The organism is Streptomyces vulcanius (genome assembly GCF_042653945.1).
Classification (GTDB): Bacteria; Actinomycetota; Actinomycetes; order Streptomycetales; family Streptomycetaceae; genus Streptomyces; species Streptomyces mangrovi.
In genome coordinates this window covers 13948-34406 of sequence record NZ_JBHSFK010000036.1, presented here as the reverse complement: position 1 = coordinate 34406, position 20459 = coordinate 13948, and the positions used below count along the sequence as shown (strand labels likewise).

Annotated in this window: 19 protein-coding genes, 1 tRNA gene and 1 pseudogene; 11 read left to right on the top strand and 10 right to left on the bottom strand. The window is 70.5% G+C overall.

Going from position 1 to position 20459, the window contains the following annotated elements:
• Positions 1 to 38: 38 nt before the first annotated feature.
• Both tadA and ACFPIH_RS40460 read left to right on the top strand, forming a co-directional pair.
• On the top strand, positions 39 to 470 hold the full coding sequence (gene tadA, locus ACFPIH_RS40465; protein ID WP_381171341.1) for a tRNA adenosine(34) deaminase TadA: 432 nt from the start codon (positions 39 to 41) through the stop codon (positions 468 to 470).
• 75 nt (positions 471 to 545) lie between these two features.
• Positions 546 to 630 (top strand) — tRNA-Ser (locus tag ACFPIH_RS40460).
• 3 nt (positions 631 to 633) lie between these two features.
• Here ACFPIH_RS40460 and ACFPIH_RS40455 read toward each other — a convergent pair.
• On the bottom strand, positions 634 to 906 hold the full coding sequence (locus tag ACFPIH_RS40455; RefSeq protein ID WP_381171339.1) for a hypothetical protein: 273 nt from the start codon (positions 904 to 906) through the stop codon (positions 634 to 636).
• 192 nt (positions 907 to 1098) lie between these two features.
• Here ACFPIH_RS40455 and ACFPIH_RS40450 point away from each other — a divergent pair, with 192 nt between their 5' ends.
• The 4 genes from ACFPIH_RS40450 to ACFPIH_RS40435 all read left to right on the top strand — a co-directional run bounded on the left by ACFPIH_RS40450 (position 1099) and on the right by ACFPIH_RS40435 (position 4007).
• Positions 1099 to 1275: a hypothetical protein gene (locus tag ACFPIH_RS40450; RefSeq protein ID WP_381171337.1), complete on the top strand. Its 177-nt coding sequence runs from the start codon at positions 1099 to 1101 to the stop codon at positions 1273 to 1275.
• 18 nt (positions 1276 to 1293) lie between these two features.
• Positions 1294 to 1587 carry a Dabb family protein gene (locus ACFPIH_RS40445; RefSeq protein ID WP_381171335.1) on the top strand — a complete coding sequence of 98 codons (294 nt, stop codon included), beginning with the start codon at positions 1294 to 1296 and terminating at the stop codon, positions 1585 to 1587.
• A 243-nt stretch (positions 1588 to 1830) separates the two neighbouring features.
• Positions 1831 to 2712: an RNA polymerase sigma factor SigF gene (locus ACFPIH_RS40440; RefSeq protein ID WP_381171334.1), complete on the top strand. Its 882-nt coding sequence runs from the start codon at positions 1831 to 1833 to the stop codon at positions 2710 to 2712.
• A gap of 404 nt (positions 2713 to 3116) precedes the next feature.
• Positions 3117 to 4007 (top strand): RNA polymerase sigma factor SigF, encoded by an 891-nt coding sequence (locus tag ACFPIH_RS40435; protein ID WP_381171333.1) that lies wholly within the window; start codon positions 3117 to 3119, stop codon positions 4005 to 4007.
• A gap of 775 nt (positions 4008 to 4782) precedes the next feature.
• Here ACFPIH_RS40435 and ACFPIH_RS40430 read toward each other — a convergent pair.
• Complete coding sequence (locus tag ACFPIH_RS40430) at positions 4783 to 4983, bottom strand: hypothetical protein (protein ID WP_381171331.1); 201 nt, start codon at positions 4981 to 4983, stop codon at positions 4783 to 4785.
• Between the two features lie 235 nt (positions 4984 to 5218).
• Between ACFPIH_RS40430 and ACFPIH_RS40425 the strand changes: the two genes are divergently transcribed.
• The 4 genes from ACFPIH_RS40425 to ACFPIH_RS40410 all read left to right on the top strand — a co-directional run bounded on the left by ACFPIH_RS40425 (position 5219) and on the right by ACFPIH_RS40410 (position 9745).
• On the top strand, positions 5219 to 5719 hold the full coding sequence (locus tag ACFPIH_RS40425; protein WP_381171329.1) for a MarR family winged helix-turn-helix transcriptional regulator: 501 nt from the start codon (positions 5219 to 5221) through the stop codon (positions 5717 to 5719).
• A 99-nt stretch (positions 5720 to 5818) separates the two neighbouring features.
• Positions 5819 to 8260 (top strand): MFS transporter, encoded by a 2442-nt coding sequence (locus tag ACFPIH_RS40420; RefSeq protein WP_465270390.1) that lies wholly within the window; start codon positions 5819 to 5821, stop codon positions 8258 to 8260.
• Positions 8261 to 8338: 78 nt separating this feature from the next.
• The gene (locus ACFPIH_RS40415) at positions 8339 to 9160 is read left to right on the top strand and encodes a YceI family protein (protein WP_381171325.1); all 822 of its coding nucleotides are present in this window, start codon (positions 8339 to 8341) and stop codon (positions 9158 to 9160) included.
• A gap of 114 nt (positions 9161 to 9274) precedes the next feature.
• A complete protein-coding gene (locus ACFPIH_RS40410; RefSeq protein WP_381171323.1) occupies positions 9275 to 9745 on the top strand; it encodes a PPOX class F420-dependent oxidoreductase in 471 nt (156 codons plus the stop codon).
• Here ACFPIH_RS40410 and ACFPIH_RS40405 read toward each other — a convergent pair.
• From ACFPIH_RS40405 to ACFPIH_RS40370, 8 genes and pseudogenes are all read right to left on the bottom strand, one after another.
• Complete coding sequence (locus ACFPIH_RS40405) at positions 9742 to 10503, bottom strand: TetR/AcrR family transcriptional regulator (RefSeq protein WP_381171321.1); 762 nt, start codon at positions 10501 to 10503, stop codon at positions 9742 to 9744. The genes ACFPIH_RS40410 and ACFPIH_RS40405 overlap by 4 nt on opposite strands.
• Before the next feature lie 41 nt (positions 10504 to 10544).
• Positions 10545 to 11972, bottom strand: a pseudogene (locus ACFPIH_RS40400) (MFS transporter).
• 111 nt (positions 11973 to 12083) lie between these two features.
• On the bottom strand, positions 12084 to 14312 hold the full coding sequence (locus ACFPIH_RS40395) for a glycosyltransferase family 39 protein (protein WP_381171319.1): 2229 nt from the start codon (positions 14310 to 14312) through the stop codon (positions 12084 to 12086).
• Entirely contained in the window at positions 14309 to 15934 is a 1626-nt protein-coding gene (locus ACFPIH_RS40390; RefSeq protein ID WP_381171317.1) for a bifunctional glycosyltransferase family 2/GtrA family protein, read from the bottom strand. The genes ACFPIH_RS40395 and ACFPIH_RS40390 overlap by 4 nt, the downstream gene beginning before the upstream one ends.
• 14 nt (positions 15935 to 15948) lie before the next feature.
• A complete protein-coding gene (locus ACFPIH_RS40385; RefSeq protein ID WP_381171315.1) occupies positions 15949 to 17592 on the bottom strand; it encodes an ATP-binding protein in 1644 nt (547 codons plus the stop codon).
• Positions 17589 to 18329 carry a response regulator transcription factor gene (locus ACFPIH_RS40380; RefSeq protein ID WP_363167348.1) on the bottom strand — a complete coding sequence of 247 codons (741 nt, stop codon included), beginning with the start codon at positions 18327 to 18329 and terminating at the stop codon, positions 17589 to 17591. The genes ACFPIH_RS40385 and ACFPIH_RS40380 overlap by 4 nt, the downstream gene beginning before the upstream one ends.
• Before the next feature lie 139 nt (positions 18330 to 18468).
• Positions 18469 to 19392 (bottom strand): DUF2797 domain-containing protein, encoded by a 924-nt coding sequence (locus ACFPIH_RS40375; RefSeq protein ID WP_381171313.1) that lies wholly within the window; start codon positions 19390 to 19392, stop codon positions 18469 to 18471.
• Positions 19313 to 19738 (bottom strand): HGxxPAAW family protein, encoded by a 426-nt coding sequence (locus ACFPIH_RS40370; protein ID WP_381171311.1) that lies wholly within the window; start codon positions 19736 to 19738, stop codon positions 19313 to 19315. Before ACFPIH_RS40370 ends, ACFPIH_RS40375 begins: the two co-directional genes overlap by 80 nt.
• 121 nt (positions 19739 to 19859) lie before the next feature.
• Between ACFPIH_RS40370 and ACFPIH_RS40365 the strand changes: the two genes are divergently transcribed.
• Positions 19860 to 20372: a MarR family winged helix-turn-helix transcriptional regulator gene (locus tag ACFPIH_RS40365; RefSeq protein WP_381171309.1), complete on the top strand. Its 513-nt coding sequence runs from the start codon at positions 19860 to 19862 to the stop codon at positions 20370 to 20372.
• Positions 20373 to 20459: the final 87 nt, after the last annotated feature.

Here is a 20459-nt window from a genome sequence, read left to right as displayed (position 1 = left end):
CACCGTCGGATCCCGTTCGCGACCCGTGGCGGGCCGCGATGCGGCTCGCCCTGGACGAGGCCGCCCTGGCCGTCCGGGGCGGGGACGTGCCCGTCGGCGCCGTCCTGCTGGCCGCGGACGGCACGACGGTCCTCGCGACCGGTCACAACGAGCGTGAGGCCGGCGGGGATCCGACGGCCCACGCCGAGGTGCTCGCGATCCGGCGGGCGGCGGCGCGGCTCGGCGAGTGGCGGCTCACCGGCTGCACGCTCGTCGTGACCCTCGAACCGTGCACGATGTGCGCGGGCGCGATCGTGCAGTCCCGGCTGGACCGGGTCGTCTACGGCGCCCGCGACGACAAGGCGGGTGCGGCCGGCTCCCTCTGGGACGTCGTCCGCGACCGTCGGCTCAACCACCGCCCCGAGGTGATCGAGGGCGTCCTCGCGGACGACTGCGCGCGGCTGCTCACCGAGTTCTTCCGCGCGCGCTGACCACCTCCCCGCCCACCCCGATCGCCCCGAATACCGATTTCAAACCACGCCCCGGCGTGCTGTAAGGTCTCCCTCGGTAGCGTGTCCGAGCGGCCGAAGGAGCTCGCCTCGAAAGCGAGTGTGGCGCAAGTCACCGAGGGTTCAAATCCCTCCGCTACCGCTCTCAGACAAGGGGCTCGGTCCGGTGGACCGGGCCCTTCGTCATGCCCGGTATCGCCTCGCGCGGGTCGGCGGGCTCGGGGCTCTTGCCGAAGTACGTCCAGACCAGGGAGCCGAAGAGCGGGGCCTGGACCATGAAGTACAGCCACAGCAGCTTCGGGACGAATCGGATGCGCTCCGAGGGCGTACGAACGCAGTCGATGAACGAGAACGCGACGATCAGCATGGCCAGGCCGATCACGACGATCAGCAGAGCGTTTGTGGCGCCTGAGTACATATGACTTCTCCCCTGTGGCAGGAACGACGGCAGGATCCCTTGCCCCTTCATCGGACGAGGGCCCGCGATCGGTTCACGCATCGGAAAAAAATCTGGCAGCCGTTGCGCCATAGGTCATACAAAACGATCTAAGGGTTACACTCGCGCCCGGCAACAGGCGCCCTCAGGGCAGGGCACAGACAGGGAGGCCAGGTGGCGGTGAACGCCAAGAAGATCGCCGTCTACGTACTCGTGGTCTTCGCGCTCTATGTGATCATCACGGACCCGCCCAAGGCGGCCGACTACGTCCAGATAGCCTTCCAGGGCATATCGGACGCCGCCAACGCCGTCGGAGACTTCTTCACCTGGCTCGCCGACGGGGCGAAGTAGCACGCACTGGGAGTGCCCATGATCCGCCACCTGGTCCTGTTCAAGCTCAACGAGGGCGTCGAGCGCGACGATCCCAGGGTCAAGGAGGGCGAGGCCGCCTTCCGGGCCCTCGGCGGCCGGATCGAGGAGCTGGCGTTCTGGGAGCTCGGCTGGAACATCAGCGAGCGGCCCGTGGCCTACGACTTCGCGATCAACTCGGCGGTCGAGGACGCGGACGCCCTCAAGCGGTACCTCGAACACCCCGCCCACCAGGCGGGCGTCACCCTGTGGCGGGAGTTCGCCACCTGGGTGGTCGCGGACTACGAGTTCTAGCGTCCCCGCGGGCCCCCACGGCCCACCGAGCCCTGCGAGCCCTCCGTCACGACGGCGGGGGGCTCTGGCATGTCCTGCGGATGTCTCGTAAAGGTCCTGCAGACCCGCCTTACAGGTCAACTTATACCTCAACACGGTGTTATGGGGTGCTTGCACACAGTGCACATGTCTTGTGATGCTATGACCGCTTTTGACGGATGAGTTGACCGATGTTGTTGACCTGACGAAGAGGTGGCGTTGACCGTGTCGGCCAGTACTGCGCCACCTCAGGAAGAAGCACCCACCCAGGCGTCCGTCCAGGCACCCGCACCGGCACCCGTCCAGGCACCCGCACCGGCACCCCCCGTCACCCCCGAGCGGCGGCGCGGGGCCGACACCCGGGCGCTCACCCAGGTGCTCTTCGGCGAGCTCAAGGAGCTCCAGCCGGGCACCCCGGAGCACAACCGGGTGCGCGGGGCTCTGATCGAGGCCAACCTCCCTCTCGTGCGCTACGCCGCCGCCCGCTTCCGGTCCCGCAACGAGCCCATGGAGGACGTCGTCCAGGTCGGCACCATCGGGCTGATCAACGCCATCGACCGGTTCGACCCCGACCGGGGTGTGCAGTTCCCGACGTTCGCGATGCCGACGGTGGTCGGCGAGATCAAGCGGTACTTCCGGGACAACGTCCGCACGGTCCACGTACCGCGCCGGCTGCACGAGCTGTGGGTGCAGGTGAACAGCGCGACGGAGGACCTCACCACCGCCTTCGGCCGCACCCCCACCACCGCCGAGATCGCCGAGCGGCTGCGCATCGGCGAGGACGAGGTGCTGTCCTGCATCGAGGCCGGGCGGTCGTACCACGCGACGTCCCTGGAGGCCGCCCAGGAGGGCGACGGGCTGCCCGGGCTGCTGGACCGGCTCGGCTACGAGGACCCGGCCCTGGACGGCGTCGAGCACCGCGATCTCGTCCGCCACCTTCTGGTCCAACTCCCGGAGCGCGAACAGCGGATCCTTCTGCTGCGCTACTACAGCAATCTCACGCAGTCTCAGATCAGCGCGGAACTCGGCGTGTCCCAGATGCACGTTTCCCGGCTTCTCGCGCGCAGCTTTCAACGGCTCCGCTCGGCGAACCGCATCGAGGCGTAGAGCCGACGAGCCGTGACGGCGGAGAAGTTCGGGCCGAACGGCGAAGCACGGCCGGTGCATAGCCGTATGCATGGGCGCACAAAGAGGGCGCACGCATAGGGCGCACGGCTCTGGTCACGTCATCCGATAGGGGATCGCACGCAGGAGCGAGCGGTCACCGTCACGAGCGAATCGCTCACCTGGGAACTTCCCGACAGATCTGCGGTGAAAAACCGTCACACCCCCTCTTTCCAGGGCCTATTCGTTACCGCCGTGTCGACATGTCACTACAGCGTGTTGCCGACATGTGACATTCTTCCGGAAGCGCGTTTGCCAGGGCTCCGGCTCCGGTATTCAGGTGAAGGCTGACGTTCCCCCGACGGGTTCGTCCCGCCGCGACCGTCCCGCGACCCAAAGGGGGTGGCATGTCCGCAGATCAGGGCAGCTCGAAGGTGCTCACGCTTGTGAAGAGCGAGCCTGTCGAGCCCGACGTGCTCGATGACGTCACGTCCCTCGAGGCCGCGCCGGCCCCGGCTCTCCCGACGACCGCGGGGGCCATCGACACCCGCACCCTGTCCCGCTCCCTGTTCCTGCGGCTCGCCGCGCTCGACCAGGACAGCCCCGAGCGTGTCTATGTCCGCGACACCCTCATCGAGTTGAACCTCCCGCTCGTGCGCTACGCCGCCGCCCGCTTCCGGTCGCGCAACGAGCCGATGGAGGACATCGTCCAGGTCGGCACCATCGGCCTCATCAAGGCGATCGACCGCTTCGACTGCGAACGGGGCGTGGAGTTCCCGACGTTCGCGATGCCGACGGTCGTGGGTGAGATCAAGCGCTTCTTCCGCGACACGTCGTGGTCGGTGCGCGTCCCGCGCCGGCTCCAGGAGCTGCGGCTGGCTCTCACCAAGGCCAGCGACGAGCTCTCCCAGAAGCTGGACCGCTCACCGACGGTCGCCGAACTCGCCGCGGTCCTGGGCGTGTCGGAGGAGGACGTGGTCGACGGCCTGGCCGTGGGCAACGCCTACACGGCCTCGTCCCTCGACTCCCCCGCGCCGGAGGACGACGGCGGCGAGGGCTCCCTGGCCGACCGCCTCGGCTACGAGGACACGGCCCTGGAGGGCGTCGAGTACCGCGAGTCCCTGAAGCCGCTGCTGGCGAAGCTCCCGCCCCGGGAGCGCCGCATCATCATGCTGCGGTTCTTCGCCAACATGACCCAGTCGCAGATCGGCGAGGAGGTCGGCATCTCCCAGATGCACGTCTCCCGCCTCCTGACGCGCACCCTGGCGCAGCTGCGAGAAGGCCTGATCTCGGACTAGGCCGCCGGCCGGGCGGACCGGTGCCGGTGCCGCTCAGGGCGGCGGGACCTTCGGTACGGCAGGGCGGGAGCGGTGGGGAAGTCGACCGCCGCCACCCGCGCCGCCGAGGTCATCCCTCGGCCTGAGCCCCGCACCGGAGCCCGGAGCCCGAGCCCTCGGCCCGACTCCGCCGGACAGTGCCGCCCGCTCACGGGCACACCACCGGCCCCCGCCGACCGCCACGGGCAAGTGGCGTCGTGGGGGGCACGGTAGGAGCAGCGAACCGGAACGGAACGCGGGCTTCTTCGGCACCCACTCCAGCGATCACTCGGCGCTCGCCAAGACGCTCGCGCAAGCCGCCGCTTCCGCAGACCGCGGGATCCTTCGGCACCGACTCCAGCGACTGCCCCGGCGACGCCCAGACGCGCGCTCCGGCCATCGCCCAGGCGATCACCCAAGCACTTGCACCAGCAGCCGCTCGACGCTCGCGCAGCCCCTCGCCCCAGCGGTTGCTCGGCGCTCGCTCAAAACCTCAACTCAGCCGCCGCTTCCGCAGACCGCGGGATCCTTCGGCGCCGACTCCAGCGACTGCCCCGGCGATGCCCAGGCACGCGGCACGCGCTTCGGGCGCAGCCAGGGTCGCCCAAGCACTCACGCCGGCAGCCGCTCGGTGCTCGTCGGCTCGCGCCGGCCGCCGCTTCCGCGGTCGCCCAAGCCCTCGCCCAAGCCGTCGCTCCCGCAGCCGTCGCCTCAGCCCTCGCTCCCGCGACGCCCGCGCCCTCGGCCCCGTGGTTGGTTACTTCAGCGCCAGCCAGGCCACCACCGCCACGATCGCCACCGCGGCGACGATGCCGACGATCAGGCCGATGCGGGGGCCGGCCGGTGCGGGCGCCTGGCGGGAGGTGGCCTGGGGGCCGCCCTCGTCGACGAACGCACGGAACATCTGGGTGCTGCCGGCGGGGTCGTGGTTGCCCTGCGGGCCCGGGTTGTTAGCCATGTGCCGAGACACTAGCGAAAACGGCGGCACCGGCCCAAGTGGGGTTCCACAGGGATGCGCGTCTCCACCCTGCCCAGGAGAGCGCCGCCCCCCTCGGACCACCAGCCCCACCTGCACATTTACCGTCACGATACTTGCCTTTGCCAACTTTTTGCGGCCGTCACCCGCCATTTTATTTGCCTGTAGCAACCAACCGCTCTTATGGTTGCCCCAAGCAACAAGTTAGGGAGGTGTGATGGCAGCGCAGACGCAGTACGAGGAACTCGCGCGTCAGCTCAGTGCCGTCGGAGCCGTGAAGCGGGAGGTCGCGCGGATCATGCCGACCGAGTGTTCCGCCGGATCGGCCGCCGTCCTGGCCCTGCTCGAACGGCACGGCGACATGCGGATGAGCAATCTGTCCGAGCTGCTGGCCGTGGACATGTCGGTCACCAGCCGGTACGCCGCCCATCTCGCCGAGCGCGGCTGGATCGACCGCTCCCCCGACCCCGCGGACAAACGCTCCCGCATCCTGCACCTCACCGCCGAGGGCCGCGCCATGATCGCCGAACTCTCCCGGCGCAGCGCCGAACTGCTGGCCGAGCGGCTGAGCGACTGGACCGACGACGAGGTGAGCCAACTCATCCGGCTGATGACCCGTTTGCGCGCCAGCTTCGGCGACACCCGGACGACGACACACCAGCACGCCCCTCAGGCCGCCCCGAGCCGAACCACCCGTACACCCGCACAAGCAACATAAGAACGACACAAGAAAAGGAAGGCCATGGCAACGACCACACCAGCCGGTGTGCGGGCTCACGCCAAGCACGGAGCAGGCCCCGCCGGCCACGACGCTCCGATGACACACCGGCAGATCATGGAGGCGCTCTCCGGCCTGCTGCTCGGCATGTTCGTGGCGATCCTGTCGTCCACGATCGTCTCGAACGCCCTCCCGGAGATCATCGGCGACCTCGGCGGCGGCCAGTCCGCCTACACCTGGGTCGTGACCGCCACCCTGCTGGCGATGACCGCGACCACCCCCCTGTGGGGCAAGCTCGCCGACCTCTACGACAAGAAGGCGCTCGTCCAGATAGCGCTCGTCATCTATGTGCTGGGTTCGGCGGCGGCCGGTCTGTCGCAGAACGCCGGCATGCTGATCGCCTGCCGGGTCGTCCAGGGCGTCGGCGTCGGCGGTCTGTCCGCGCTCGCCCAGATCGTCATGGCCGCGATGATCTCGCCGCGTGAGCGCGGCCGTTACTCCGGCTACCTCGGCGCGACCTTCGCCGTCGCCACCGTCGGCGGCCCGCTGCTCGGCGGTGTCATCACGGACACCAGCTGGCTGGGCTGGCGCTGGTGCTTCTACGTCGGCGTCCCCTTCGCCGTCATCGCCCTCATCGTGCTGCAGAAGACCCTGCACCTGCCCGTCGTGAAGCGGGACGTGAAGGTCGACTGGGCCGGCGCGTTCTTCATCTCCGCCGCCGTCTCGCTGCTGCTGGTGTGGGTCACCTTCGCGGGTGACAAGTACGACTGGCTGTCCTGGCAGACGTACACGATGATCGCCGGTTCGGTCCTTCTCGCGCTGGTCTTCATGTTCGTCGAGTCCCGGGCGAGCGAGCCGATCATCCCGCTGCGCCTCTTCCGCAACCGGACCATCACCCTCTCCTCCCTCGCCTCGATGTTCGTCGGCGTGGCGATGTTCTCCGGCACGGTGTTCTTCGCGCAGTACTTCCAGCTGGCGCGCGACAAGTCCCCGACCATGTCCGGCGTCATGACCATCCCGATGATCGGCGGACTGTTCGTCTCGTCCACCGTCTCCGGGCAGTTCATCACCCGCACCGGAAAGTGGAAGGCCTGGCTGGTCGGCGGCGGTGTGCTCATCACGGCGGGCCTCGGTCTGCTGGGTACCGTCCGGTACGACACCGCCTACTGGAAGACCGCGGTCTTCATGGCCCTGCTGGGTCTCGGCGTCGGCATGATGATGCAGAACCTGGTCCTCTCCACGCAGAACCAGGTGGATCCGAAGGACCTCGGGTCGGCCAGCTCGACCGTCACCTTCTTCCGCTCCCTCGGCGGTGCGATGGGTGTCTCCGCGCTGGGCGCGGTCATGGCCAACCGCATCGGCGACTACGCCAAGGAGGGCATCGCCGGCCTCGACCCGAAGTACGCGGCCCTCGCGTCCGGCTCCTCCGGCGAGATCCCGGACATGGACAAGCTGCCCGCGCCGCTGCGCACCGTCATGGAGAGCGCCTACGGCCACGGCATCGCGGACGTCTTCCTCATCGCGGCCGCCCTGGCGCTGCTCGCCTTCCTGATCACCCTCTTCATCAAGGAGGTCCCGCTGCGGACCAAGGGGGCGCTGGCCCAGACGGCGACGGACGAAACCCCCGCTCCGGCGGCGGCCCCGGCCTCTGCGGCCGCGGTCGAGGAGAAGGTCCCGAGCTGGGCGGCCACGAGCAGCGAAGCCATCCCCGAGACCGGCCCCGCAGGCGCCCAGCGGCTCTCCGCCGTGGCCACGCTCCCCGCACCCTCCCGGGAAAGCGGCGGTGTCCCGGTCCACGGGCACGTCCGCGGCGCCGAGAGCGCTCCGCTCCCGCAGGCCGCCGTCACCCTGATCTCCCTCTCGGGACGGCAGCTCGGCCGCTCGGTCGCGCGGGCCGACGGTGCCTACGCGCTGGACGCACCCGGTACGGGGTCGTACGTCCTGATCGCCTCCGCGGACGGGTTCCAGCCGCAGGCGTCCACGATCGTCGTGAACGGCGAGCCGCTCGCGTACGACATCCTGCTCAGCGGGACCAGTGGGCTCAGCGGGTTCGTGCGGGCCGCCGAGTCGGGCGAGGGCGTCAAGGACGCGATGGTCGTCGTCACCGATGCGCGCGGCGATCTGCTGGCCACCGGCACCACCGGTGAGCAGGGCGAGTTCTCGTTCGCGGAGCTGGTGCCGGGTGCCGTCACGGTCGCGGTGAACGCCACCGGGTTCCGGCCGCACGCGCTGCCCGTGGAGGTCGGCGGGACGGGTGTGACCCGGGTGGAGGTCGTCCTCGACGCGGGAGCGCAGCTCCAGGGCGTCGTACGGGCGCCGCACGGTCCGCTGGCCGACGCGCGGGTGACGCTCGTGGACGCGGCCGGCAACGTCGTCGGCACGGCGACCACCGGCACGGACGGGGCGTACGCCTTCGCGGACCTCGACGGTGGCGACTACACCGTCATCGCGACCGGCTACCCGCCGGTGGCCACCGCGCTGACGGTGACCGGGTCCGGGATCGAGGGCCACGACATCGAGCTCGCCCACCCCGGCGAGTAGGACGACGGACGGCCCCGGTGGGCGGCGGGGTGCGCGGCACCTCGCCGCCCACCGGGCTCTAGGAGGAGAAGACCTGAGATGGCACTGACCGCGAGGATCCGCACCAGGGACGGCTGGGCCGTGAACCACGCCGTCGTCACGGTGACCGATATGACGGGCACCCAGGTGCTGCGCGCGGAGGCGGACGACGAGGGCGTGGTACGGGACACGACCGAGCTGGCGCCCGGCCCGTACACCGTGATCGTCACGGCCGTCGGATACGGTCCCGCCGCGTCCACCGCGATCGTGACCGCGAGTGGTCGCACGGAGGTCGGGACCGTGACGCTGGCCCGGCAGGGCGGGACCGAGCTGCCGCCGCCCGGGCCGTGGACCGTCGATCCGGCGCACACCACGGTGGGCGCCGCCGCGCAGCACCTGGGGATCTCCAGTGTGCGGGGCCGGTTCACCGACTTCTCGGCGGCGATCGAGGTCGCCCCGGACGACGTGACCAAGTCCCGGGTGGAGGCGGTGATCCGGGCCGCGTCCATCGACACCGGCAACGGTATGCGCGACACCCATCTGCGCTCGGCGGACTTCCTGGACGTGGAGACGTACCCGGAGATCACCTACCGCTCGAGCGGTCTGACAGTGGCGGGCCAGGACCGCTGGACCGTCCACGGCGAACTCACCATGCGCGGTGTCGTACGGCCCGTCGACCTCGACCTCGCCTATCTCGGCACCGGCGACGACCCGTGGGGCGGCACCCGTGCCGCGTTCCGCGCGACGACGGAGCTGCACCGCGAGGACTTCGCCATGAACTACAACCAGGTCGTCCAGGCCGGCATCGCGGCCATCGGTACGACCCTCAGGGTGGAGCTGGACGTCCAGGCGGTGCAGGGGGACGCCCTGCCGCACGCGTAGGACGCACGCGTAGGACGCACGCGTAGGACACACGCGTAGGGCACACGCGTAGGACGCAGACGTAGGACCGGCAGGGTCACGTGCGGGCGGCGTTCCGGCGCCTAGGCTGGCGGCATGGCACCGAACATCGCGACCAACACCGCCGTATCGCTCGACGATCTGCTGGACTTCGTACGACCCCGTCACCGCGCGATCCTGCTGACCCGGCGGGCCGACGGCGGGCCCCAGGGCTCGCCGCTGACCTGCGGGGTCGACGACTCGGGCCGGATCGTCGTCTCCACGTACCCGGAGCGGGCCAAGACCCGCAACGCCAAGCGGGACGAGCGGGTCAGCCTGCTCGTCCTGAGCGACGACTGGAACGGGCCCTGGGTCCAGATCGACGGCACCGCCGAGGTCGTCGACACACCGGACTCCGTCGAGCCCCTCGTCGAGTACTACCGCAACATCGCCGGAGAACATCCCGACTGGGACGAGTACCGGGCCGCCATGGTCAAGCAGGGCAAGTCGATCATCCGGATCACTCCGCGGCGGTGGGGGCCGGTGGCGACGGGCGGCTTCCCGGCCCGGCTGGTGGAGCAGGACTAGTCCTGGCGGGCGGCCATCGCCTCGATGCCCGCGATCAGCAGGTCCAGGGCGTAGTCGAAGTCCCGTTCCCACATCTCCTCGACCGTGTCGCCGCCCCGGGCCGCCATGATGTCCTCGGACTCCTTGACGACGTCGGCGGCCTCCGGGGCCCGGGTGACCGTGTTCATGGCGTACCGGAAGTACTCGTCGGGGGTCAGACCGACGGACGAGGAGCGGGCGAGGAAGTGCCCCTCGATCGTGCCGAAGCCGTACACGAACTGGAAGACGGAGGAGATCGCCGCCGCCAGCCCGTGCGTCGGCAGCCCGGTGCGGCGCACGACACGCTGCACGGCGCGGGAGAACGCGAGGTTGTTCGGGCCGATGTTGAGGAACGTGCCGGCCAGCGGCGACAGCCAGGGGTGACGGACCAGCAGCGTGCGGTACGACCGGGCCAGCGCGCGCAGTTGGTCGCGCCAGTCCTGGTCGCTGTCCGGGTCGGGCAGGCGCAGTCCGTCGAAGGCCGCGTCGAGGGCCAGTTCGAGGAGGTCGTCCTTGGTGTCGACGTACCAGTACACGGACATCGCCGTCACGTTCAGCTCGGCCGCCAGCCGCCGCATGGAGAACTTCGCCAGTCCCTCCGCGTCCAGCAGCCGTACGGTCACCTCGGTGATCCGCTCCCGGTCGAGGCCGGACGGCTGCCCGCCGCCCCGGCCCCGCCGCGCCTTGCCGTCCTCCAGCCAGACACTGCGCGGCGCGGCTTCCTTGCCGGTCTCGGCCATGGCCAGGCACCTTCCTCACACTCCGGTCACTAGGACAGATGCTAGGCGGGAGTGGAGTCGACGGGGTGCTGGGCCGCGTCGGTCCGGGGCTCCCGTCGGTCCGCCCGGCGCAGCAGCCCCGCCGCCACCACACCCCCCAGCAACACCGCCACCGCCCCCACCGACTGCCCGGCCCCGAGCCCGGCCGACAGCGACTTCCCCGAGGCGACGGAGGAGCTGAACACCGCTCCGAGCACAGCGACGCCGAGCCCGTTGCCGAACTCCGCCAGGGTGCCGTTGATCCCGGCGCCCACGCCCGCCTTCGCCGGCGGTATCGCACTCATGATCGCGTGGGCCATCGCCGGGTTCGCGACCGCGCAGCCGACGCCTATCAGCACCAGCCCCGCGGCCGTCCCGGCGTACCCCTCACCGGTGAGCGCGATCGAGACGAGCCCGCCGGCCATCACCACCATGCTTTACAGGACCGACAGCGGAACGCCCAGCCTGGCGGTCGCCTTCGCCGCGACCCCGGTGAAGTTGAGCAGGACGACGGTCAGCGCCAGCGGCGCGGTCCGCAGACCCGCCTCCAGGGGGCCGTATCCGAGGACGAACTGGAGGTGCTGGGTGAGCAGGAAGAGCGAGCCGCCCATCCCGAAGGTGATCAGGACCGCGCCGCCGACCGCGCCGGTGAACCGTCGGTCGCGGAAGAACGCGAGGTCGAGCATGGGGTACGGGATCCTGCTCTCCCAGTAGGCGAACAGCGCGAGGACGACGACGGCGACCGTCCCGCTCACCGACACCCGCGCCGACGTCCAGCCGTGGGCCGGACCGGAGATGATCGCGAAGACCAGCGAGGCCATGCCGATGGTGGAGAGGACCGCGCCGAGCAGGTCGGGGCGGTCGCCCTGGGGGCTCTTGGACTCGGGGACCAGGGCGATCACCGCCACCAGGCCCAGCGCCGCGACCGGCAGGTTGATCAGGAAGACCGCGCCCCACCAGAAGTGGTCGAGCATGAAGCCGCCGATGAGCGGGCCGGTGGCGAAGCCCAGCGCGCTCACCGCGGCCCAGACGCCGATCGCCTTCGGCTGTTCCTCGGAGGTGAAGATCTGCATCACCACGGCAAGGGTGGTGGTGAGCAGCAGCGCACCGCCCACCCCCATGCCCGCCCGAGCCGCGACGAGTTGGGCGGTGGTGTCGGCGAGCGCGGCCACCAGGGAGCCGATGCCGAACAGCGCCAGCCCTGTGACCAGCATCTTCTTACGGCCATAGCGGTCGGCGGCGCTGCCCGCGGTGAGCAGCAGGCCGGACTGGACGAGCGAGTACGCGTTGATCATCCACTGGATGTCGGAGGTGCCCGCGCCCAGCTCACGGGTGAGGGAGGGGATCGCGACGTTCAGGATCGTGTTGTCGAGCAGCACGGTGAGCTGGGCCAGGCAGATGACGGCGAGGATCAGCCAGCGTCGGGGGTGGCCCTGAGGAGATGCAGACATGTTCTACACCGTAGAAGAGTTCCCATACGCCGTACAACAGGGATATGAGTAAGGGGCGGTGACCCATGGCCACCGCCCCTTACTCAGAGCACTACGGTCAGAGCACTACGGTCAGCTGCTCGCCTTCTGCGTCAGGTCGTAGAAGGTGGACGAACCCACCGTCACCTTCTTGTAGTTGGCCTCGACCCAGGTCGTGATCTGCGAGGACGTGCCGCTGCTGCTGCCGCCCATACCGCCGCCGCTGCCGCTGGAGATGAAGTAGTGGATCTTTCCGTCCGCCACGTACTCCTTGAACTGGGCCAGCGTCGGGGACGGGTCGGTGCCGTTGAAGCCGCCGATCGCCATCACGGGCTCGCCGGTCGCCAGCTGGTAGCTCGCGGCGTTCTGGGCGCCGATCGCGGCCGCCGCCCAGGTGTAGTCACCGGCGTTGGCCTCCAGGAGCTTCTTGGCCTCGTCGGAGACGGTCGCGCCGTTCAGCAGACCGCCGACGCCACCGCCGCCGCCCATGCCGCCACCGTCGCCGGTCTGGCCGCCGGGGCCGCCCTGCTGGTTCTGGCCCTGGCCCTGGCCCTGGGTGCTGCCGTTGCCGTTCTGCTGGTTCTGGCCCTGCTGGCCCGGCATACCGCCACCGGGGAAGCCGTTGCCGTTCTGCTGGCCCTGCTGGCCCTGCTGGCCCTGCTGGCCCTGCTGGCCCTGCTGGCCCTGCTGGTTCTGGCCGCCGCCCGTGCCGCCGCCGAAGCCGCCCCGGCCACCGCCGCCGCCACCGGGACCGCCGCCGCCCATCATGGACGCGCCCGCCGGGCCCGCCGTCACGATGGAGCCGGTGTGGCCCTCCTGGAGGGTGCTGATGGTGTACGCGGTCGGGCCGGCCAGGGAGGCGACCAGGCCGACGGAGGCCGCCGCGAGGGCGAGCTGACGGTTGATCCGGCCCGCGAAGGTCAGGCCGAGCGCGGCGGCCAGGCCACCGATCAGGACCAGCCACTTCAGCCAGGGCAGGTAGTCGGAGGTGCGGTTGAGCAGGACGTACGACCAGGCCGCTGCCGCGACGACCGAGGCCGCGAGGGTGATCGAGGCCCACAGCTCGGACCGCTTCTCCCACAGCACAGCCGCGCCCATGCCGATCACGGCCGCCATGTAGGGGGCGAGGGCCACCGTGTAGTACTGGTGGAAGATGCCCGCCATGTAGCTGAAGACGACCATGGTGATCAGCAGCGAGCCGCCCCAGACGAGGAACAGACCGCGGGTGACCGACGTGCGCCGCAGCTTCCGGGTCGCCACCAGACCAGCGACCAGCAGGACCAGCGCGGCGGGCAGCAGCCAGGAGATCTGGCCGCCGATCTCGGAGTTGAACATCCGGTCCCAGCCGGTCTCGCCCCACTGGCCGGTGTTGCCGCCGCCACCGCCGCCGCCGACGCTGCCGGTCTCCTCGCCGTTGAGGCGGCCGAGACCGTTGTAGCCGAAGGTCAGCTCGAGGAAGCTGTTGTTCTGGGAGCCGCCGATGTAGGGGCGGGAGGACGCGGGCCACAGTTCGACGATCGCGACCCACCAGCCGCCGGAGACGACCAGCGCGGCGGTGGCCGCGGCCAGCTGTCCGAAGCGCTTCTTCACGCTCACCGGCGCGCAGGCCGCGTAGACGATCGCGAGCGGCGGGAGGATGAGGAAGGCCTGGAGCGTCTTGGCGAGGAAGGCGAAGCCGATCGCGACTCCGGCCCACAGCAGCCACTTCGTCCGGCCGTCCTCCAGGGCGCGGGCCACGAAGTAGCAGGCCACCGCCATCAACAGGGCCAGCATGGCGTCCGGGTTGTTGAACCGGAACATCAGCGCGGCGACGGGGGTGAGCGCGAGCACGGCGCCCGCGATCAGGCCGGCTGCGGCGCTGAACCGGCGGCGCACGGAGGCGTAGACGACGGCGACCGTGCCGACGCCCATCAGCACCTCGGGGGCCAGGATCGCCCACGAGTTCAGGCCGAAGATCCGGACCGACAGTTCCATCGGCCACAGCGAGGCCGGGGGCTTGTCGACGGTGATCGCGTTGCCCGCGTCCAGCGAGCCGAAGAAGAACGCCTTCCAGGAGTCGCTGCCGGCCTGGACGGCCGCCGAGTAGAAGGAGTTGGCGTAGCCGGAGGCGCTCAGGTTGTACAGGTAGAGGAGGAGGGTCGCGGCCAGCAGGCCGAGGAAGGCCGGGCGGACCCAGCGCGGGTCCTCGGGTCGGCCGCGCCACAGTCTGCGGTGCAGGGGCTGCTTCGGCTCACCCGACTCGGGGGCCGGGGGGACGGCGGCCGGTTCCGCGGGCGCGCTCGTCGGTGGCCAGGTCGTCGTCTGGTCGAGGTGGGTGGTCATCGGGCGTCCCCCGGGTCGGTGTCGTGGGGGCGGCGCATCGGCTGCAGTCGCATGGTGGCCTCCCTCCAGGTGCCGTCCGCGGCTTCGCCGGCGCGGAACTGAGTCGTGCTGTCGAAAGTGGTGGTGCTGCTGGAGCTGGTGTTGCTGGTGCTGGTGCGCTGCGGCATCGGCCCGTGGGCCGGCGCGGCGGGGATGTGGGAGGCGACCACTCCGGTCGGCTGCGTCGGCTGCGTCGGCTGCGTCGACTGCGGCTGCGTCGGCTGCGTCGACTGCGGCTGCGTCGGCTGCGTCGGCTGCGTCGGCTGCGACCGCGTCGGCTGCGTCGGCTGCGACCGCGTCGGCTGCGTCGGCTGCGACCGCGTCGGCGCGACCGCGTCGGCCTCCCGCCGGTCGGCGAACACCCACACCCGGAAGAGCAGGAAGCGCATGACGGTCGCCGCGAGGTTGGCGGCGATCAGGACCGCGAGTTCGGTGGAGTGCGCGGGGCTCGAGGTCGCCGCGTTCAGGGCGACGAGGGAGCCGCTGGTCAGCGCGAGGCCGATACCGAAGACGACCAGGCCCTGGGCCTGGTGCTTGACGGCCCCGCCCCGGCCGCGCACCCCGAAGGTCAGCCGCCGGTTGGCCGCGGTGTTGGCGACCGCCGAGACGAGCAGGGCGAGCGCGTTGGCCACCTGGGAGCCGCTGAACTGGCGGAAGCCGCTGTAGAGGAGCAGGTAGAAGAGGGTGGACAGGCCGCCCACGACGCAGAAGCCGACGAGTTGGCGGGCCAGGCCCTTGGGCACGTCCTGTATCTCCCGGTCGCGGGGGTCGTCGCCGAAGGGGCGGGTGAGCCGGTCCAGCGACAGCGAACCGGTGGCCAGGGCCTTGCCCACACGCCATACCCCCTTCAGGTCGTCGGTCGCCGTCTTCACGATGTGCACCGTGGAGTCCGGGTCGTCGACCCAGTCGACCGGCACCTCGTGGATACGGAGCCCGGCGCGCTCGGCGAGCACCAGCATCTCAGTGTCGAAGAACCAGCCGGTGTCTTCCACCAAGGGGAGCAGAACTTGCGCCACATCGCGGCGGATCGCCTTGAATCCGCACTGCGCGTCGGAGAAGCGGGCCTGGAGCGAGCCGCGCAGGATCAGGTTGTAGGCGCGGCTGATGAACTCCCGCTTCGGCCCGCGCACCACGCGGGAGGAACGGGCCAGCCGGGAGCCGATCGCCAGATCGGAGTGGCCGGAGATCAGCGGTGCCACCAGCGGCAGCAGCGCGTTGAGGTCGGTGGACAGGTCCACGTCCATGTACGCGAGGATCGGAGCGTCCGAGGCGGACCAGACGGTCCGCAGCGCCCGGCCGCGGCCCTTCTGCTCCAGCCGGAAGTTCCTGACCTCCGGGATCCGCGCCGCCAGCCGCCGCGCCACCTCGGGGGTGGTGTCCGTCGACGCGTTGTCCGCGACGGTGATGCGGAACGAGTACGGGAACGTACGCGTCAGATGGTCGTGCAGTCTCTGGACGCACGGCTGGAGGTCCTTCTCCTCGTTGTAGACGGGGATCACTACGTCCAGGACAGGCGTACCGGCGGTGGCGGCCGGGAGGTGCTCCCGCGCCGGCAGGGTGCCGGGAGAAGAGTCGGTTCGCATGCCAACTACTTTCCTCAAACGCCCTGTTGCACCCATGTGGTGGCACTGTGCTCGACCTGTGAGTCCAGTTGCCAGTTCGTTTCGGGCGACGGTTGGGGCACGGCAGGGGCAAGAGCGGGCAGATGCACCGTAAAGATGGTCTGTCCGGGCACGCTGTCCACGGTCACGGCACCGCCGTGCGCGGTCGCCACGGCCTGCACGATGGCGAGGCCGAGGCCGGTGGAGCCGGTGGTGCGGGAGCGCGCGGAGTCGCCGCGCGCGAACCGCTCGAAGACGTGCGGCAGCAGATCCGGCGGAATGCCCTGCCCGTTGTCCTGGACGTCCACGCACAGCCACGGTCCGCGTCGCTGCACACGTGCGGTGACGGTCGTTCCGGGCGGGGTGTGGGTCCGGGCGTTGGCGAGGAGGTTGACGAGCACCTGCTGGAGCCGCGCCGAGTCGGCGGACACGAGCGCGGGCTCGTCGGGAAGTTCGAGGCGCCAGACGTGTTCGCGTCCGGCGGCGCGGGCGTCGCTGATGGTGTCGATGACCAGCGGTACGAGGTCGGTCTGCTCGAACTGCAGCGGGCGGCCCGCGTCGAGGCGGGCGAGCAGGAGGAGGTCCTCGACGAGGAAGGTCATCCGGCCGGCCTCGGACTCGATACGGCCCAGCGCGTGCTTGGTGTCGGGCCCGACGTCCTCGCGTCCGCGCCGGGTCAGCTCGGCGTAGCCCCTGATGGAGGCCAGGGGGGTGCGCAACTCGTGGCTGGCGTCCGCGACGAACTGGCGGACTCGCATCTCGCTCTCCTGGCGGGCGTGCAGGGCGCCGTGGACGTGGTTCAGCATGCGGTTCAGCGCGGCGCCGACCTGGCCGACCTCGGTGTGCGGGTCGCACTCCGCCTCGGGCACCCGCTCGCTGAGGTTGACCTCACCGGTGTGCAGGGGCAGTTCGGAGACGCGGGTGGCGGTGGCGGCGACCCGTCGGAGGGGACGGGTGGCGACGCTGACCATCACGGTGCCGGCGAGCCCGGCGGCGATGAGACCGGCGAGGGTGAGGCTGATCTCGACGATGATCAGCGTGCTGATGGTGCCGTCGACGTCGGAGGTGGGGATGCCGACGTAGTAGTCGCCGTTGTTGCCGTGGATGTAGGTGACCCGGTACGTGCCGAGGCCAGGGATGTCGACGGTGTGCTGCTTCTCGTCCTGCGCGACCGAGCCGAGCGCCCTTTTCTGGGTCTCGCTGAGGTCCTTGGGGTCCATCTGCGTGACGTTGTTGTCGTCGGTCTTCTTGTCGCCGACCTTGCCACTGGTGATCGAGCCGTTCTCGACCTTGGCCGCGAGGGCCCTCTGCGGCCCCGGGCCACCGGCGACGAACTTGTCGAGGGTCATCGTCTGCTGCTGGGGCGCGCCGGTGTCGCCGGTGCTGTTGCCGTTCCTGGCAGCGTCCTTGTTCCCGGGGCCCGCTCCGGCGGGTCCGCCGGCGACGCGCGCCGCGGACTCCTTCAGCGAACCGTCCAGCTGCCCGTACAGATGGTCCCGCAGCACCAGCGTGGTCACCGTGCCGATCACCGCGCAGACCACGGCGATCAGGGTCACCGATACGACGACGAGTCGCGTCCGCAGGGTACGCGGCTGTCCCGCTCGTCTCTTCTGCGGACGCGGCCGTCGTCGCCCGCTCATGACGCCGCGGGCTTGATCAGGTAACCGGCCCCGCGCCGGGTGTGGATCATCGGCTCCCGGCCGGCGTCTATCTTGCGCCGCAGGTAGGAGATGTACAGCTCGACCACGTTGGCCTGGCCGCCGAAGTCGTAGGACCACACGCGGTCCAGGATCTGCGCCTTGCTGAGCACGCGCCGCGGGTTGCGCATCAGGAAGCGCAGCAGCTCGAACTCGGTGGCCGTGAGGTGGATGTTGTCCCCGGCCCGCGAGACCTCGTGGCTGTCCTCGTCGAGGGTGAGGTCACCGACGACGAGTACGGAGTCCGAGCGCCGGTCGGCCGCACCGGACCGCCGGATGAGCCCCCGCAGCCGCGCCACGACCTCTTCCAGGCTGAACGGCTTGGTGACGTAGTCGTCGCCACCGGCGGTGAGACCGGCGATCCGGTCCTCGACGGCGTCCTTGGCGGTCAGGAAGAGCACCGGGACCTCCGGCAGCTCCCGCCGCAGCCGCCCCAGGACGGTCAGCCCGTCCATGTCCGGCAGCATCATGTCGAGGACGACGGCGTCGGGCCGGAACTCCCGCGCTGTCTGGATGGCACCCGTGCCATCCCCCGCGCTCCGGATCTGCCATCCCTCATAGCGCAGGGCCATGGACAGCAGTTCGGTGATCGACATCTCGTCGTCCACCACAAGCACTCGGACGGGGCTCCCGTCCGGCCTCAGCAGTTCGGTGCGCCCCTGGGGCGAGGTCGTGGTCATGGAGACACCATGGCGACGTCCTCTGAGAGCACTCTTTCGACAACCTGTGATTTCCCTGAGAAACTCACAGGATCCTCTCAGGGGAACCCTGGGAACATTTTGCCCGGCGCTGACATCGCCCTTCCCCTGGTCGGCGGCCTCAAAACAGTCCGTCCTGAAGGTGCGCGGCCTCTCCCGCGCTCCCCTTGAACTCCCGCACGGGAAGCCGAAGCACCCCGCTCTCCCCGTCCTCCGCCCCGTCCTTCGCCCCTTCCTCCGCCGCGACGGTAACCAGCTCCCATCCCCTCATCAGCCGTGTGTCGAGGACGACGATCCCCGCGCCGGTCGCCAGATGCAGATCCGGACCGGCGGCGGCCACCAGCTCTCCGCCGACCGCGCCTCCGGCGACGAGTTCACTCACCTCCCCGAGAGCGGCGGGCACCCCGTCGAGCCCGAACACCCTCATGTGATCGACGGCTTGGAACGGTTCCCGGTCCAACGACTCCGGCCACCCGCCCAGTTCCACGGCACGCGCGTGCAACTCCCGTATCTCTCCGGCCCGCTCCTCCGCCTCGCCCGGCAGGGAGCTCCGTACCGCCCGCTTCCGGGCGTACGGAATCCGGTCCGGCACCCGCAGCGCCGCGCGCAGCAGTTCCTCGGTCCGCCGGGCGGCCATCAGCGGCCCGCTGCCGAGCCAGCTGAAACAGACCGCCCCCTGCTCCAGCAGCCGCGCCGACCCCCGCTCGACGGCCGTGATCCCCACCTTGACCAGCCCGGGTCCGAACCAGGCCAGATAGACCCGGTACGGCCTCGGATCGTCGGCGACGCCGTCCGCCGCGACGGAGTGCGCCCGGTCCAGCCGCGCACACTCCTCGCACCGGCCGCCCGCGCTCCGCGCCGACACCACCGCCAGTACCGGACACGCGTTCCCCCGCGCCCCCGCACACCGCCGTACGCCTCCTTCCGCGACGCCGAAGGCCACCCGCTTCCCCCGGGAGAGCGGGCTACGACGCCCCCCGTCCCACATCAGCACCGGGCCCTGAGCCGACCACCGCAGCCCCGTGCACTTCCATGCCTGTGCCATCACGCTCCACGGTAGAGGCAGCCACTGACAACGCGGTCCCGCTCCTCGGCGCACGGCCGGCGAGCCGGCACCCGACACACCCCGGGTGACCGCCCCCGGCCGCCGTGTCGCGCACCCGCATGCCCCACTCCGCCCGTGGCCGCACCCCCGGCGGCTTGCCCCACCCGGCCAGATGCAGCGCCCAGGTGACCAGCAGGCTCGCTCCCACGATCCCCAGCCCGCCGACGAGCAGCACGGGCGAGACGGCACACACCCCGACACCCGTCACCGCCGTCCCGACGACCGCGACGCCGAAGCCGGTCCAGCCGGCGACCGTGTGCCCCTCGTCGTACAGATGACCCGCCACAGCTTTCCCTTCCCTCACACTCTAAGAGATTGATGCCATGAACCTCTTACAAGGTAAGAGAAACTGAAAGCGGATAACAAGGACCCAGCACAAACCCACCGGAGAGGACCCAGCCCCCGCGATGTCAGCCCAGCCACCCCCGCCACCCCGGCCGTCCGCACGCCCCGCCGCGACCGCCGCCCAGGCGCTCTCGGCGATGGACGACCTCATCGCGACGAGCATGGTCGGCCAGCAGGAGATGGCCCAGCGCCTGGGCCTGAACGTCACCGACCTGACCTGCTTCGCCTACGTGCTCCAGGCGGGCGAGGACCTCCTCACCGCCGGCGACCTGGCGACCCGCGTCCACGTCACCACCGGCGCGGTCACCGGCATCCTCAACCGCCTGGAACGCGCCGGTTACGTCACCCGCCGCGCCGACCCGCAGGACCGCCGCCGGGTCCGGGTGGCGGCGGTCCCCGCCGCGGTGGCCCGCGTCCACGCCCTCTACGAGCCCTACTACGCCCGGCTGCACGCCCTTTTCGCGGACTACTCCCCGGAGGAGACCGCCGTTCTGACCGACTGGTTCGCCCGCGCCACCACCCTGGCCAACGCCTATCGCGAGGAACTCCGCAACCGGGACGGCGAAGCCGGGTAACGAACCCTTTTGAGCTGCCGTGCGCGCAAACAGGCCATGTTGTGGAGGGACGTCGTATCAGTGGGGTGCGTGACGGCAGCATGGTCG

Bases quoted from the DNA above. Each gene is read 5' to 3' on its own strand.
- tadA (WP_381171341.1), top strand. From the start codon at position 39: ATGCGGCTCGCCCTGGACGAGGCCGCCCTGGCCGTCCGGGGCGGGGAC.
- ACFPIH_RS40455 (WP_381171339.1), bottom strand. From the start codon at position 906: ATGTACTCAGGCGCCACAAACGCTCTGCTGATCGTCGTGATCGGCCTG.
- ACFPIH_RS40445 (WP_381171335.1), top strand. From the start codon at position 1,294: ATGATCCGCCACCTGGTCCTGTTCAAGCTCAACGAGGGCGTCGAGCGC.
- ACFPIH_RS40435 (WP_381171333.1), top strand. From the start codon at position 3,117: ATGTCCGCAGATCAGGGCAGCTCGAAGGTGCTCACGCTTGTGAAGAGC.
- ACFPIH_RS40430 (WP_381171331.1), bottom strand. From the start codon at position 4,983: ATGGCTAACAACCCGGGCCCGCAGGGCAACCACGACCCCGCCGGCAGC.
- ACFPIH_RS40425 (WP_381171329.1), top strand. From the start codon at position 5,219: ATGGCAGCGCAGACGCAGTACGAGGAACTCGCGCGTCAGCTCAGTGCC.
- ACFPIH_RS40420 (WP_465270390.1), top strand. From the start codon at position 5,819: ATGACACACCGGCAGATCATGGAGGCGCTCTCCGGCCTGCTGCTCGGC.
- ACFPIH_RS40415 (WP_381171325.1), top strand. From the start codon at position 8,339: ATGGCACTGACCGCGAGGATCCGCACCAGGGACGGCTGGGCCGTGAAC.
- ACFPIH_RS40410 (WP_381171323.1), top strand. From the start codon at position 9,275: ATGGCACCGAACATCGCGACCAACACCGCCGTATCGCTCGACGATCTG.
- ACFPIH_RS40405 (WP_381171321.1), bottom strand. From the start codon at position 10,503: ATGGCCGAGACCGGCAAGGAAGCCGCGCCGCGCAGTGTCTGGCTGGAG.
- ACFPIH_RS40395 (WP_381171319.1), bottom strand. From the start codon at position 14,312: ATGACCACCCACCTCGACCAGACGACGACCTGGCCACCGACGAGCGCG.
- ACFPIH_RS40390 (WP_381171317.1), bottom strand. From the start codon at position 15,934: ATGCGAACCGACTCTTCTCCCGGCACCCTGCCGGCGCGGGAGCACCTC.
- ACFPIH_RS40385 (WP_381171315.1), bottom strand. From the start codon at position 17,592: ATGAGCGGGCGACGACGGCCGCGTCCGCAGAAGAGACGAGCGGGACAG.
- ACFPIH_RS40380 (WP_363167348.1), bottom strand. From the start codon at position 18,329: ATGACCACGACCTCGCCCCAGGGGCGCACCGAACTGCTGAGGCCGGAC.
- ACFPIH_RS40375 (WP_381171313.1), bottom strand. From the start codon at position 19,392: ATGGCACAGGCATGGAAGTGCACGGGGCTGCGGTGGTCGGCTCAGGGC.
- ACFPIH_RS40365 (WP_381171309.1), top strand. From the start codon at position 19,860: ATGTCAGCCCAGCCACCCCCGCCACCCCGGCCGTCCGCACGCCCCGCC.